Genomic DNA, 14,117 nt, shown 5'->3' with positions numbered 1-14,117 from the left:
GTCGGTCATCGTCCCGGTTCCCGGATGGTCTGCATCACGCCGGTCAGCGCGCCGGTGAGCGCGGACATCTGGCGGACGCTGGCCTCCTGCAGCTCGCGCAGCCGCGCGTCGAGCGCGGCCGAGCCGAGCCCCTGCGGCGCCGCCGCCTGAGGGATCTGCTCCAGCGCGCGGTTGACCGCGACCACCACCGACTCGCCGAGCTCCGCCGAGGACAGCCGGCGGGGCGGGCGGGTGACCTCCAGCCGGGTCAGCCGGGCCGTGCCGTCGACCTCCGCGCGGACGGTCCCGGCGTCATCGGACCCGCTCCACCGCTCGGCCCCGCCGTCGTCGGCCGTCGCGCCGGTCGCCGCGCCCAGCACGCCCATGACCTGGTGCAGGAGGTCCGCCGGCCCGTTCGCCGGGAGATCCCCGCCGAGCCCGGTCGCCGGACCGGCCTTGGCGACGGCCTCGGCGATCGCGCCGTGGAGACGGCGCATCGCCGACTCGCTCTCGGCGAGGACGGCCCCGAGGCTTCCGGCCAGCGCGGGCAGGTCGGGCGCGGGTTCGCTGCTCGCCAGGCTGCTGCGCGACGCGGTCAGCGCGCCGTTCACCGCCTGCTCGACCAGGCGGCCCAGCTCGTCCTCGGACAGCCGCATCAACGGCGCCGCCAGCTCCACCGAGCGCAGCCGCCCGTCCTCCGCCGTCACCTCGACCTGGCCGTCGGCGGCGCGGCCGTGCGCCTCGGCGGTGACGCCGGCGGCAGGCCCGCCGGCGCGCAGGGCCGCCAGCTCCTCGCGATAGCCGGAGACGCGCGCCGCGTAGTCGTCGGCCGTGGCGTCCTGTGTCATCCCGTTGCCTCCCCGTCACGGTCAAACCAGACCCTAGCAACGCCCGGCTCGCCGGGACGTCCCTCCACAGGGGAGCGCGCTTGTCGCGGTGACGTCACGGGGCCCACACGCAGCGCGACGGGTTGCTACCGTGCCGGTGACCGCAGTCCTCTGGGGAGGGTCGTCATGTGGGCGGACGAGGCCGCGCTGGACGCGGCGGCACGACGGCTCGACGAATGGGAGTCGTCGCTGGCCGAACGGGCGGAACGCGCCCGCGACCTGTCCGCCCGCACACAGGCGCTCACCGGCACCGCCCGCACCGCCGACGGGTTGATCGATGTCACCCTCGACGCGAACGGGCTGCTGGCGGATCTGCGCCTGGACGAGCGCGTCCGGCAGCACTCCGCCGCACACACCGCCCGGCAGATCCTGACGGTCACCCGGGACGCCCGGGCCGACCTGCTGCGGCGGCTCACCGATGCGACCACCGACGCCCTCGGCGCGGACGACCCGGCCGCGCGGGCCATCGTCGACAACCACCAGCGGCGTCTCGACCCCGACCCGGGCACGCCGGATGCCGGCCGGTGACGGCCTCCGGGTCGACCCGGACGACCTGACCGCACACGCCGCCCACCTCGGCCGCTGCGCCGACAGCATCGACACCGCGCGGCAGGCCGGGCAGCACGTCCGGCTCAGCGCCGACGCGTACGGGCAGCTCTGCGCGATCATGCCGGTCCTGCTCGACGGCCTCCAACGGACCCTGACCGACGGCATCGGCACCGCCGCCGCCTCGGTCCGGGACACCGCCGGGAGGCTGCGGTCGAGCGCCGAGCGCTACCGCGCGTCCGACGCGCACGCCGCCGACCTGCTCGACCGGGTACGGCAGCGGCGGTGACCACGAACCCGCTGGTCGCCGCCGCGGCGGACTCCGGACCGAGTCCCTGGGCCGGCGTATGGATCTGCGAGGACATCGAACTCATCGCTCAGGGCGTCCGCACCGGCAGTTGGATCGACGGCAGCCTCGGCGTCGTCAGCGCCGGCCTCGACGCGCTCGCGCTCGTGTCCGACCCCGCCGGGCTCCTCCTCCAGTACGGCATCGCCTGGCTCATCGAGCACGTCGAGCCGCTCAGCGAGGCCCTCGACTGGTTCGCCGGCGACCCCGCCGAGATCACCGCGCACGCGCAGACCTGGCGCAACGTCGCCGCGTCGCTGCGCGAGGACGCCGCCGAGCTGTCGCACGCCGTGCGTACCGAGGTCGCCGGCTGGACCGGCGCCGCCGCCACCGGCTACCGCCGCTGGGCGGCCGAGCAGCAGCAGGCCGTCACCGGGCTGGCGCAGGGCGCCGAGGCGATGGCCGCGATCACCGAGGGCGCCGCCGGCCTGGTCGCGGCCGTGCGGCTGCTGGTCCGCGACGCCATCGCCGCCTGCGTGTCCCGCCTGATCGTGTACGCGGCCGAACTGGTCGCCACGGCCGGGCTGGCGACGCCGCTGGTGGTCGAGCAGGTGACGACGACCGTGGCGTCGTGGGCGGCGCGGATCGGGCGGTTGCTGCGGGGGCTGCTGGCGAGTCTGCGGCGGTTGATGCCGGAGATGCGCCGGCTCGGCGACCTGATCGGCAAGCTCCGCGAGGCGCTGAGCCGGCTAACCCGTTCCACCCCCGGGAGTCCGCACGTACCTGTCGACGGAATCCATGGTGGCCATACCAGCCGGCCGCGGAATCTGTCCGACTACGACCGGCAGGAGAACTGGGCCAAGGACGCCTATGAGGCGATCCGCCGACACGAGGATGCCGAAGCCGTCGCACGCAATCTCACTGATGCCCCTCGCCTCGACGGATCCCGGGGCTTCTCACCTGCAGAGGTCGAGCAGATCCGTCGACACATCTTCTTCGAGGAGCACCCGATGGACGACTATGCCGGTGGGATCGTTCGCCAACGGTACGACCCGAGTGCGCCGATGGCCGAGGCATGGCTACGTCTGCGGCGCGGTGATCCGTTGCCGGAGGATTTGAAGCTCCTGGAGCACGAGTTGGCGGAGTCGCGGTACTACGTTGACAACCCGCACGCCGACTACCGGGAAGCTCATCTCGCTGCGAACCGGATCGCGAATTGGGAAGACTCGATCCCGGGCCCCACGTACGAGGACTATTCGAGACTTGGAGAATGAGCGACATGGGCATGATGGTCGCCGCCCGCCGGGTCGAGGCCCCGGCGGACGAGGTGCGTTACGAGTTCGGGTTCGAGGACCGGTTCGACCGCATCCTCGTCATCGACCCGCAGACCTTGCGGGCGCGAGTCGAGGACGGCGACTTCAATGCCGCTGCCAGCGCGATCACCGCGAAAATCGTCAACGCCTGGCGCGCCGGGGGCGACTTCCCGCAACGCATGCTCTTCGCGAGTTAGCTAGCCTTCGTCGCGCACGCCACACTGCGACCAGACCCGCACCGTCTCGGTCACCTCGGTCCTCCCGCCGAGCGCATCCCGAAGCTCGGCGGAGAAGCGTTCGCGTTGCTGGTCAGTCGGCAGCTTTTCGGCGGACATGGCGGAGAAGACGCCGCCGACCATGTCGTCGACCGTGAGCGGCGCGTCGTACCGCACCGACGTCTCCTCGTACCGATAACCGGCACGCACGAGCGCCTCGCGGCTGCGCCGGCGCCCGTCCTCGTCGGTCTGGCATCTCGCCGTGACGGGGTGGCCGAGCATCCGCTCCAGGCATTCGCGCAGCGCGCGCGACCACTCGGTGTCCTGCGTCCACAGGGGTTCGCCGTTGGTGACGACGGCGATGCCACCGCCGGGGCGCAGCAACGACCGGGCCGCCGCGAACAGGGCGTCGCGGTCCATGAAGTGAATGGCGACGGCGACGGTCAGCGCACCGACCGTCCGCTCGCCGAGCAGCCGGGACAACGCGGGCACATCCCTGTCGCTGCCGAGCACCCACGTGGCGTTGCCGATTCCCTGGTCGAGGGCGGCACGCCGGGCGATCGCCAGCATGTCCGGTTCCGGATCCACGCCGATGACCGCGGCCACCCGATCGGCGAGCGGGAGGCTCAACTGACCGGTGCCGCAGCCGAGGTCGACCACCGTGTCGTCGCCGCCGAGACGGAAGGCTGCCGCCAGCGCGTCGAGCACCTCGGGCGGATAGCCGCGCCGATGCCGCGCGTAGTAGGTCGCCACCTCACCGCCGAAACCCGTCGCCATGCCGGCAGCCTGCCCGGCTGGCCCACCGCCGCGGCCACATCGTGCGGCGCCGCCGCCGTGCGGTCGAGGCCCCTGCGGAGAGCGTTACGGTCTCCTGATGATCACCCGACGGATGCTCCCGGACTCGTGGCGGCACTGGCCCGTCACGGTCCGGGATCTCCCGCTCGCCCTGGTGATCGCGCTCGCGGCCGTGACCCCACCGCTGCGTGGCATCGGTACGCAGCTCGGCGACCTGCCCGCGCGGCCGTTCGACGCGCTCACAGTGGTGGTGATCGCGCTGGAGTGCCTTCCGCTGGCGCTGCGCCGCAGCCGTCCGGCGCTGTCCCTCGCCCTCGTGTCACTCGGCTTCGCCATCGACCAGGTGCGCGCGTACCACACCTTCGCGGGCGCCGCGCTCGCCGTCGCGCTGCTGAGCGCGGGCGCCCACCTGGACCGGGGCCGCCGTACCACGGTGCTCGCCGGCTCCCTCGCGTACGTCGGACTGGCCGTCGCCCTCGACCGCCAGGGGTCGACCGAAGGGGTGGTCGGCTTCACCACGTTCTACCTGCTGCTGGCGCTCGCCTGGAGCACCGGGTCGTGGCTGCGGCAGAACCGCGCCGCCGAGGCCGAGCGCCGCCGGCACGTGGCCGAGACCGCCCGCGCCGCCGAACGCGCCCGCATCGCCGGCGAGCTGCACGACGTGGTGACCCACCACGTGACGGCGATGGTGGTGCAGGCCGAGGCGGCCCGCTACCTGACCGCCGCGCCCGACCGCCTCGACGCCGCCCTGACCGCCGTCACCGACACCGGCCGCCGCGCCATCGGCGACCTGCGGGTGCTGCTCGACGTGCTCAACCCCGACCACGGTACGGAGGCACGCGCCCCGTCGGTGGGCGACCTGCACGCCCTGGTGGAGCAGACCCGCCGGGCCGGGCAGCCGGTGGAGTTCACGCAGGAGGGCAGCCCGGCGGAGGTGACCGGCGGCGCGGAGATGGCCGCGTACCGGGTGGTGCAGGAGGCGCTGACGAACGCGCTCAAGTACGCCCACGGCCGCCCCACCGCCGTCCACGTACACCATGGCGACAGGGAGATCACTGTGGAGATCAGCACGGACGGTCCCGGCACGCGCGCCGCGGGTCCGGGCGGCAGCGGGCGCGGCCTGGCCGGGCTGCGCGAGCGTGTCACGGTGCTCGGCGGCGAGTTCGACGCCGGGCGCCGGGCGGGCGACGGCTTCGTCGTGCGGGCGCGCATCCCCACCGGGAGCGCGTCGTGACCGCGCCGATCCGGGTGCTCGTCTGCGACGACCAGGCCCTCATCCGTACCGGATTCGCCACCATCATCGGCGCGCAGCCGGACATGGAGGCGGTGGGTGAGTGCGGCGACGGCCGCGCCGCTGTCGACCTCGCCGGTCGCCTGCGGCCCGACGTGGTGGTGATGGACGTCCGCATGCCGGTGCTCGACGGCATCGAGGCGACCCGCCTGCTGGCCGGCGCCGGCGTCGCCCACCCGGTCAAGGTGCTGGTGGTGACGACGTTCAACCTCGACGAGTACGTCTACGAGGCGCTGCGCGCCGGCGCGAGCGGGTTCCTGCTCAAGGACGCCCCACCGGCGCAGCTGCTGCACGGCATCCGCACCGTCGCCTCCGGCGCCGCGCTGCTCGCGCCCGAGGTGACGCGGCAGCTCGTCGGCCGGTACGCGGCGCGCATCCGCCCGGCCGAGGGGACGCCTGCGGACGTCGGGCTGACGCCGCGTGAGCTGGAGGTGCTGCGGCTGATCGCCGACGGGCTGTCGAACAGTGAGATCGCGGCGCGGCTGGTGATCAGCCAGGAGACGGTGAAGACGTACGTGTCGCGGATCCTCACGAAGCTGGACCTGCGGGACCGGGTGCAGGCGGTGGTGTACGCGTACCGCACCGGCCTGGTCACCTGACTCGCCGGGCGCGGACGCGGTCGGCCCAGCCCAGTTGCCGATCACGGCCATGCCGCACAGTGCCGCTGGTCTAGGCGCCAGGAACCGACACCCCGTCGTCGTCGAGGGGTGAGCCGTCCAGGGCGCGGTCGGTCTCCGCTGCGGTCAGACGCACGATCACGTCCCCGTCGGAGGTCGGAAAGCGGGTGAAACGCAACAGGACGAACCCCGAACGTTTGCTGCCTCGCACACCGTTGTCGAGGGGCATGGTGTGCACACCCTCGACGAGCCATTGATAGAGCGGCTGCGCGTCTGCGTCACGCCAGCCCTTCAAGCCGGCGTGGTGAACCGCGAGGGTCAGCTTCTCGGCCAGGTACTCGGGGTCACAGACGCTGGTGATCGTCAGATCGAGTTCCGCGAACCGGTGTGCCGGCCCGAAGTGCCACAGTGCCCGCACCTCGCGGACCCCCGGGGTCAGCGGCCGTCCGACGAACAACCAGTCGTACGCGTCGAGGAAGGGTGCGTGGCGCTTGAGCCAGCTCTGCCTTTCCTGCTCCCGCACGACCCAGGGCAGAGGGATCTCGTTGAACTCGTCGGTCCACACCACTTCGGGGATCTCCCAGGCGTCGAGCCAGGTTCTGACGCGCTCCCGGTTGGCCAGGAACGCGGCTCGCAGTTCCTCGTGCTGACGGCGTCCGGTCATCGGATCACTCTCCGTAGTCCCAATCGAGGCCCCAGATGCGGACATTGCCCTGGTGGTCGCCGGTGACGACGGTGCCGAACGCGTCGTCGGCGCGTATCGCGTTGACCCGGACGTGGTGACCGTGCAGGGAGCGGATCCGGCGTCCGGCGCGCAGATCCCACACGTCGACGGTCTGCTCTCCCGGGTCTCCGGCCACCGCGAACCTCCCGTCGGGCGACACCACCACCTCCTCGACCCCGGAGAGGCTTCCGGCCGGGCCGTCGAGAGCCCTCCCGTCGAACACCAGCTCTCCGCTCGCGGCGTCCCACACGACGAAGCCGGTCAGCCCGGCGATGACGGCGAGCCGACGGGAGTCCGTGAAGGCCAACGCCGCCGACGAGCTGTGCTTGACCCGGTCGAGCCGGTACGACGGGCGCCTGTCACCCGGTCGCCACGCGGTCAGGCGGGTCATCTCGGCCAGCAGCAGCATCCCGGAGGCGAACCGGATCTCCGTGTGCGGGTCGACGTCCGCAAAGGTCTTCACCGGCTTTCCGGTGTTCATCGACCGGACCTCCACGGCGGCCGCGTCGTGGGTTCGCAGCTGCACGGCGATCGAGCGGGACGCCTCGTCGGCCGTGACGCCGACGATCGTGCCGGGTCCGGTGCGGACCGTCGCGACGCAGGCGGCCGCCTCCAGCGACCACACCGTCGCCAATCCATGGCCGAAGCCGACCGCCAGCAGGTCGCCCGAGATGTCGAGCGTGGTGTTCCCGTCGTCGCGAGGCAGGGCGCCGGCCACCTTGAACCGGGGCTGGAACGTCCGGGTGTCGTGGCAGGCCACCGATCCGTCCGAGTAGCCGATGATCACGTCCCGGCCGCCCCTGGCGAAGGACAGGCTGGTGGCGGGGTTCCGCCGCTCGGTGACCCCGCCTGCCTTCTCCAGCGTCTCCAGGTCGAAGATCTCGACCTCGTCGACGTTGGCCGGGAAGGCGAACAACCGGCCGGAGGCGCCGACGTCGAAGGTGCCACGGGCGAGCATGACATCGGACAGCTCCTGCTCCAGCCAGATGCCGGTCAGCCCGGTGCGCCGCAGGTTCCGGCCCAGGGCCCCGGAGGCCCGGCGTAGCCGCGGGTGACGTTCGTGGCCGGGAACGGCACGCGCCTCGCGGATCGCGTCTGCCGCGCGCCGATCCTCTCCGGCCGCGATCATCGCCTCGACGCGTTCCATGACCTGGTCGAACGCCCGCTCGTCGCGCGCGAGGGCACCGACCGGGCGGGGCGGCGCGTACGACCAGGGAGCGAGGTGCCCACTGAGCGGCATGGGAAGGCGGGAGAGCGAGGTCTGGCCGCTGTAGCCGTGCGACTCGGCGATGACGGCGTAGCCGCAGTCCCCGCTGAACGCTGTCGCGTCGCGACGTGAACCCCGCGCCCAGTCCTTCGGGAAGGTGCGGACGCATCGGCGGATGGCGAGTTCGAGGACTTGAAGGTCGCCGGTCCCGGGGTCGAGCAGCGCCCAACCGGCCCGGCCGGAGACGCCGAGCATGCGGTATCCGGTCAGCCAGGGGATCTCCCACCGTCGCGGTTCGTCCCAGACCCGCATGTCCACCACTGTCAGGGACTGGTAGCCGATCCTCAGGACGGTCGACCCGTCCGGTGCCAGGGCGACCTTCTGGCCGTCGCCGTCCATCTCGTCGGCGGGTATGTGCAGGCCCCGCATCCTCGTGTCCCGCAGGGGCCACCACTGCTCCACCCGGTGGTCGACAGCGGAGCCGGGGCGGCCCAGCGAGGCGGAGACGCACACCTCGGCGTCCGGGCCGAGGATCACCCGGGTGACTGTGCCGTCGTGGGGCCGGATGCCGGCGACCGGCTCCCACGCGCCGGTGCGGAAGACGAGGACGCGGCCGTCGGCCGTACCCACAGCCGTGAAGCCACCCTCGGGGCTGAGCGCCACGGCTGTTCCTCCGTCCAGCCGGCCTTCGAGGTGGGCCGTGCCGTCGGCGAGCCGCCATCGCTCGACGCGGGAATCCTGGTAGCAGACGAGGATCCGCGCTCCGGCGTGGTCGATCGCGACGTCGACGGGAGCCGGGCCGGAGGCGGCGAGTTCCGCGACCACCCGGCCCGCGAAGGCGTCCCAGACCCGCACCCGCCCTGATTTCTCGGCCACCACCACGTGCGTCGCGTCGTGATCGCAGGCCATCGCGACGACCTGGCCGGACAGCTGCCCGAACACCTCGAGCGTGCCCCTCGGCTCCAGTCGGGCACAGCGCTCCCGCGCGGCCGCGATCTCCGGCGAACCCGGATGCTTGCGGTCCGCCTCAGCCAGGTGCCGGGCCGCGAGGACGCCGTCACCGCGTTCCATGTGCACCATCGCGGCCAGGTAGTCCGCCTCCCAGGAGTCGCCCGTGGCGCGCAGTTCCGACAGGAGGGTCTCGTCGGTGACCACGCCGTCGGCCCATCTGAGGAGCCCGTGGTTGTAGACCGCGCGGACGTTGTGCGGGTCGATCGCCTTGGCCCGCTCGAACATCTCGATGGCCCGGCGTTGGTCGCCGAGGTCCCACAGGGACAGCGCCTTGTTGGACAGGCCGTCGGCCTTGAGAGACGGCGGCACCCGGTCGGGGTGCGGGTAGGGACCCGATGTGCAGTCCGCGTAGACGCTCAGCAGGACGGCCTCCGCCTCGGCGGTGTCGCCGATCCTCGACCGGGGGTCGCGCGCCAGGCATCCGGACAGGAGGTCGCGCAGCGGTCGCGGGAGATCGCCGCGTAGCGACGCCAGCGCATCCGCACCGTCGTGTCCCCACTTCCAGAGCCGGCGCCCGTGCAGCAGCTCGATCACGGTCAGCGCCCAGGACCACATGTCGCTGGTCCGGCCGATCCTTCCGTCCGGGTCGACCTGTTCCGGGGAGCAGTACTGCGGGGTGAATCCGCCGAGCGTCGCGTACGAGGTCTCGACGCCACCCGCTGCGCTGTGCGACACGGACGCTTTCGCCTTGGCCGTTCCGAAGTCGGTCACCCGTGCGGTCTCACCGTCGTACATGACGTTGGAGGGCTTGATGTCCTGATGCACCAGACCTGCCGCGTGCGCGTGGCCGATGCCGCGCAGCATCTGGATCCCGACGTCCAGGGCCCGCGGTAGATCGCGGCACCGCCCGTCCCGCACCGCCGCGGTCAGGTCGCCGCCCGCGACCCATTCGGCGAAGACCACCGGGTACGCCCCGACGCGCTGCACATAGTTGCAGCCGACCACGTTCGGGTGCGGGTCGAGATCGGTCCAGGCCTGCGCCTCCTGCGCGAGCAGGTCGAGGATCCCGGGCGCCGAGGCCAGGTCGGGGCGCGGCGTCTTCACCGCCAGGTCGACGCCCCAGGCGAGGTGATGGGCGCGGTAGACGAACCCCGTGCCGCCGGTCTCGACGACCTCCTCGATGCGGAACGTGTCGAGGACGGTCTCCCCCGGCTGCCACCGGATGACCTGCCCCGCGTCCACGTCGCGGCCCTAGTCGACGAGCGCCACGTAGATCGGGCTGCCCAGCAGCGTGCCGTTCGGGCCCGGCTTCTCGGCCAGCCGCTTGGCGACGAACTCGACCCGTTGCGCCGGCCCCGGCAGCGCGGCGCCGATCTGCGCCAGCGACTCGTGGAAGCGCTCGTCGTCGAACTCGCCCGGGTCGGCGCGCAGTTCCTGGAGCTTGCGGAACAGGTACGGCGGGACCGATCCGACCGGTTCGGCGTCACCGCCACCGACCACGTGCGACGCCGAGCCGCCGAGGACGACGACCTGGTCGTCGAGCCTCCCCGCGAAGACCACGATGCCGGCGGTCGGGAAGACCTGCCAGCGCATCTCCAGGCAGGCCTGGACGTAGGGGCGTTCCTCGTACGCGGCGCCGATCTGGTCGGCGTCCTGCAGATGCCGGATCACCTTCTCCAGCTTGTCGAGGTCGTGGCGCTCGGGCAGCACCGCCTTGCGGCTGTAGCGGACGACCTTCAGGTCCACGGCGAGCTCGGTCTCGTGCTGCGCGGAGGAGGCGACCTGCGCCGCCAGGAGCCCGATCTTGAGGTGCGACAGGTAGAGGTAGTACTTGAGGCTCAAGATGCACTCCGATTACCGGGAGACGTCCGAAGCCCACCCTACGTGGCGCACGCTCGCGACGCTGACCCTCGATCGACGATGATCGGTGTCCGCGCGTCATATCGCGCGCGACCCCGCGCAACACGGCCCGTCCTCAACGGGTTGAACCGCCACGGGTTCTGTAGAGGCCTTGATGCGCGCTGTCCTTAATCCGACAGTCATTCGTAATCGCTTGGCTTCAGCGAGTCACAATATCCACACTGGCGTATGGCCCGCTCGGACGGTATGCCAGATGTAAGCCAAAGCCGCCACTCGGCACTCCGGCCGCAGGTACGCGCGCCCGACGGCTTCCCTCCGTCACTTCAGCCCTTGCTGGCGCGGATCGCCGACCGGCGTGCCGCCCGCAGCGAGGCGACCCTGCAGTCCGACATCCGCCAGCTGCTGCTGGCTGGCGATTTCGGGCTCTCTGGCTGCCACCTCGATGACATCGACCTCGAGGCCCCGGCCGGCGGTGGCCGGCGCATCGACATCGAGGTCGGCTACACCATCATCGAGGTTAAGCGAGGGCTCCAGACCGGTCGCCCACTCCGGGATGCTGAGCGCCAGCTCGCTGGCTACGTGTGGTCGCGGTGCATGGAGAGTGGCCAGAGGTACGTCGGCATCCTCACCGACGGCGCCACCTGGCGGGCGTATCACCTGACCGGCGACGAGCTGACTCTCGTCGACACCCATACGGTCGCTGCCACCCGCCCCGACGGTCTGGCTCTCTTCTACTGGCTGGAAGGTGTGTTGGCGACGAGCCAGCGGGTCCGGCCGGCTCCCGGCGAGGTGGCTCGCCGCCTCGGCGCGCAGAGCACCTCCCACAAGCTGGATCGTGCCACGCTCGCCGCGCTCTACGCCGAGCATGAACGGCTGCCGACCGTGGAGCTGAAGCGGAAGCTGTGGGCGGAGCTACTCGACAGCGCCCTGGGCACCCAGTTCGTTGACGATCCGGACCTGTTCGTCGAGCACACCCTGCTGATGAACAGCGCCTACATCATCGCGCACCTGGTCGTCGGCATCGACGCCCTGGAGTTGCAGCCGCAGGACCTCATCACCGGGCAACGGTTCGACCAGGCCCGCATCCTAGGCGTGGTCGAGCACGATTTCTTCGGCTGGACCACGGAGGTGCCCGGTGGTCGCGAGTTCATCCAGGGGCTCACCCGGCGACTGGCCCGGTTCGACTGGCTGCGGGCAGACCACGACATCCTCAAGGTGCTCTACGAGTCGATGATCGGCCCGGAGACGCGCAAGCGGATGGGTGAGTACTACACCCCCGACTGGCTCGCCGAGCACATCGTCGATACCGTCGTCACCGATCCGCTGCGGCAACGTGTGCTGGATCCCGCCTGCGGCTCCGGTACCTTTCTCTTCCACGCGGTCCGCCGGTATCTCGCCGCTGCCGAGATGGCGGACGTTCCGCTCGATGCCGCGCTGACGCAACTCACCCATCACGTGGTCGGCGTCGACCTGCACCCGGTCGCCGTGGCGCTCGCGCGCGTGACCTACCTGCTCGCCATCGGCCACCAGCGGCTGACCGACCAGCGAGGCGCCATCACCATCCCGGTCTATCTCGGCGACAGCATGCAGTGGCGGGAGCGCCGTGACCTCTTCACGGAGCAGCACGTACGAATCAGTGCCGGCTACAACGCCAGCGCGGTCGAGGAGTGGCTCCGCTTCCCCAAGACCCTGCTCGATGAGCCGAGCCGCTTTGACCAGATCGTCTCCGGACTCGCCGGCATCGCGGCTAAACCGCGAGACCCGGACAACCCGCCGTCGCTGGCGGCGTTCTTCCACCACCTGCAGATCAGGGCTGACGACCAGCCGATGATTCGCGGCACCTTCGAGGCGATGTGCCGACTGCACGACGAGGGCCGCGACCACATCTGGAGCTACTACCTGCGCAACCTGGCCCGGCCCGTCTGGTTTGCGATGGACGACAACCGGGTGGACGTTCTCATCGGCAACCCGCCGTGGCTCTCGTACCGTCACATGCCTACCGGTATGCAGGCAATGTTCAAGAAGCTCTGCAGTGATCGCGGGCTGTGGCGTGGTAGTCAGTTCGCGACGCAGCAGGACCTCTCCACCCTTTTTGTCGTCAGAACCATCCAGCAGTATCTCCGCGACGGTGGCGCGTTCGCCTTCGTCCTGCCCAACGCCGTGCTCGACCGCGAGCACTTTGAGGCCTTCCGCAGCGGGCGGTACACGGACGAAATCGAGCCGACAGACGTTGCCTTCACCGGCTCCTGGGACCTGCGCCGCCTGCGTCCCCATCCATTTCCCCGGGGCGCCAGTGTCGTCTTCGGCAATAAGGCGGCCACGGGCAGCCCTCGCCGCCTTCCCTCGGTCACCGAGCGATGGACGGGACGCCTCGGCGCCGATGCCAGGAGATGGAAACAGGCGGCGCCGTCTATCAACCGGGAACTTGTCCCCCTGAGTGGGGCGTACCTCGCCGAGTCACCGTACAAGGCACACGTGCACAACGGTGCGACCATCTTTCCCAAGATCCTCTTTTTCGTCGAGGCAGATTCCGGCGGGCGGCTCGGCCTCGGCGTCGGCCGCCACGCCGTTCGCTCGGCCCGCAGCAACATGGAGAATCCTCCGTGGAAGGATCTGCCCGCTCTCGAAGGCGTCGTGGAGAGCGAGTTCATCCGCCCTGTGCTGCTCGGCGAGACGCTGCTGCCGTACCGGATCCTGCCCGCGAAGAAGGCGGTGCTTCCGCTCGACGGTTCCATCCTGATGACCGGGTCCGGCTCTCGACTCGACTACTACTTCGGTCTGGCCGAATGGTGGCGGAAGGCGGAAGCCACCTGGGAGGCGCATCGCAGCAGCGCCCGTCTAACTCTGGGTGAGCAACTCAACTTCCGACGCAAGCTGACTGCGCAGCTTCCCGCGCCGCCTCTCCGGTTGGCCTACTCCGCCTCCGGGATGCACGTTGCCGCCGCCATCGTCGACGACCAGGCCGCGATCATCGAGCATGCTCTCTACTACTGCACGATCGACAGCCGGGCGGAAGGTCACTATCTCAGCGCGATCCTGAACAGCCCGGCTCTTACCACGCTCGCCCGTCCGCTGATGTCATACAGCAAGGACGAACGTCATATCGACAAACACGTGTGGAAACTACCCATCCCCCGGTACGACGACGCAGACCGGACGCACCGACGCCTCTCCGAGCTCGGCCAGGACCAGTGTCAGTTCGTGGCTGGACTCGACCTTGAGGAGGGGCGAAGCTTCGTGACCCTGCGTCGACGCATCCGAGTCGCACTCGCAGGCCATTCGGCCACTGCAGAGATCGAGGCCACGGTCATGGAGATGCTCAGCTGATGGATCCTTCTGATCGCCGTCGAGCTGCGGGTCAACGGGGTGGGCACGCACGCTCGGGTAGTCCGTTCCGGCACGACGCCGTACTCCAACAACAGGAACGCGCGCAGGGCGTCCGCAGG

General features: G+C 71.0%; 12 protein-coding genes. 7 read left to right on the top strand and 5 right to left on the bottom strand.

The window, feature by feature from the left end; translation table 11 throughout:
* Positions 1-5: 5 nt before the first annotated feature.
* Positions 6-827 (bottom strand): hypothetical protein, encoded by an 822-nt coding sequence (locus ACN27D_RS31375; RefSeq protein ID WP_334463342.1) that lies wholly within the window; start codon positions 825-827, stop codon positions 6-8.
* A gap of 165 nt (positions 828-992) precedes the next feature.
* Between ACN27D_RS31375 and ACN27D_RS31370 the strand changes: the two genes are divergently transcribed.
* Genes ACN27D_RS31370 through ACN27D_RS31355 form a run of 4 tightly spaced genes read left to right on the top strand, consistent with a single transcriptional unit; the run spans position 993 to position 3,208 of the window.
* Positions 993-1,394, top strand: a complete 402-nt coding sequence (locus ACN27D_RS31370) for a YbaB/EbfC family DNA-binding protein (protein WP_421500717.1) — start codon at positions 993-995, stop codon at positions 1,392-1,394.
* On the top strand, positions 1,381-1,701 hold the full coding sequence (locus ACN27D_RS31365) for a type VII secretion target (protein WP_252452692.1): 321 nt from the start codon (positions 1,381-1,383) through the stop codon (positions 1,699-1,701). Before ACN27D_RS31370 ends, ACN27D_RS31365 begins: the two co-directional genes overlap by 14 nt.
* Entirely contained in the window at positions 1,698-2,972 is a 1,275-nt protein-coding gene (locus ACN27D_RS31360; protein WP_421500716.1) for a WXG100 family type VII secretion target, read from the top strand. Before ACN27D_RS31365 ends, ACN27D_RS31360 begins: the two co-directional genes overlap by 4 nt.
* Complete coding sequence (locus ACN27D_RS31355) at positions 2,969-3,208, top strand: hypothetical protein (RefSeq protein WP_358176902.1); 240 nt, start codon at positions 2,969-2,971, stop codon at positions 3,206-3,208. The genes ACN27D_RS31360 and ACN27D_RS31355 overlap by 4 nt, the downstream gene beginning before the upstream one ends.
* Here the strand turns inward: ACN27D_RS31355 and ACN27D_RS31350 are convergent, their stop codons facing one another.
* Positions 3,209-4,003 (bottom strand): class I SAM-dependent methyltransferase, encoded by a 795-nt coding sequence (locus tag ACN27D_RS31350; RefSeq protein WP_421500715.1) that lies wholly within the window; start codon positions 4,001-4,003, stop codon positions 3,209-3,211.
* Positions 4,004-4,100: 97 nt separating this feature from the next.
* Here ACN27D_RS31350 and ACN27D_RS31345 point away from each other — a divergent pair, with 97 nt between their 5' ends.
* Both ACN27D_RS31345 and ACN27D_RS31340 read left to right on the top strand, forming a co-directional pair.
* Entirely contained in the window at positions 4,101-5,255 is a 1,155-nt protein-coding gene (locus tag ACN27D_RS31345; RefSeq protein ID WP_421500714.1) for a sensor histidine kinase, read from the top strand.
* Positions 5,252-5,911 (top strand): response regulator transcription factor, encoded by a 660-nt coding sequence (locus ACN27D_RS31340; protein ID WP_319616949.1) that lies wholly within the window; start codon positions 5,252-5,254, stop codon positions 5,909-5,911. The genes ACN27D_RS31345 and ACN27D_RS31340 overlap by 4 nt, the downstream gene beginning before the upstream one ends.
* A gap of 70 nt (positions 5,912-5,981) precedes the next feature.
* On the opposite strand, the gene ACN27D_RS31335 is transcribed toward ACN27D_RS31340, so the two are convergent.
* Genes ACN27D_RS31335 through ACN27D_RS31325 form a run of 3 tightly spaced genes read right to left on the bottom strand, consistent with a single transcriptional unit; the run spans position 5,982 to position 10,653 of the window.
* Positions 5,982-6,593, bottom strand: coding sequence for a hypothetical protein (locus ACN27D_RS31335; protein WP_120569999.1), 612 nt, complete (start codon positions 6,591-6,593; stop codon positions 5,982-5,984).
* Positions 6,594-6,597: 4 nt separating this feature from the next.
* Positions 6,598-10,053, bottom strand: a complete 3,456-nt coding sequence (locus tag ACN27D_RS31330; RefSeq protein WP_421500713.1) for a protein kinase domain-containing protein — start codon at positions 10,051-10,053, stop codon at positions 6,598-6,600.
* Between the two features lie 9 nt (positions 10,054-10,062).
* Entirely contained in the window at positions 10,063-10,653 is a 591-nt protein-coding gene (locus ACN27D_RS31325; RefSeq protein WP_421500712.1) for a DUF7019 family protein, read from the bottom strand.
* A 348-nt stretch (positions 10,654-11,001) separates the two neighbouring features.
* Here ACN27D_RS31325 and ACN27D_RS31320 point away from each other — a divergent pair, with 348 nt between their 5' ends.
* Positions 11,002-13,998: an N-6 DNA methylase gene (locus ACN27D_RS31320; protein ID WP_421500711.1), complete on the top strand. Its 2,997-nt coding sequence runs from the start codon at positions 11,002-11,004 to the stop codon at positions 13,996-13,998.
* Positions 13,999-14,117: the final 119 nt, after the last annotated feature.

The sequence above is a fragment of the Micromonospora sp. WMMD1274 genome, assembly GCF_049179035.1.
GTDB lineage: Bacteria > Actinomycetota > Actinomycetes > Mycobacteriales > Micromonosporaceae > Micromonospora > Micromonospora tulbaghiae.
The sequence above is the reverse complement of the archived record's forward strand: the minus strand, read 5'-3'. Positions and strand labels throughout refer to the sequence as shown.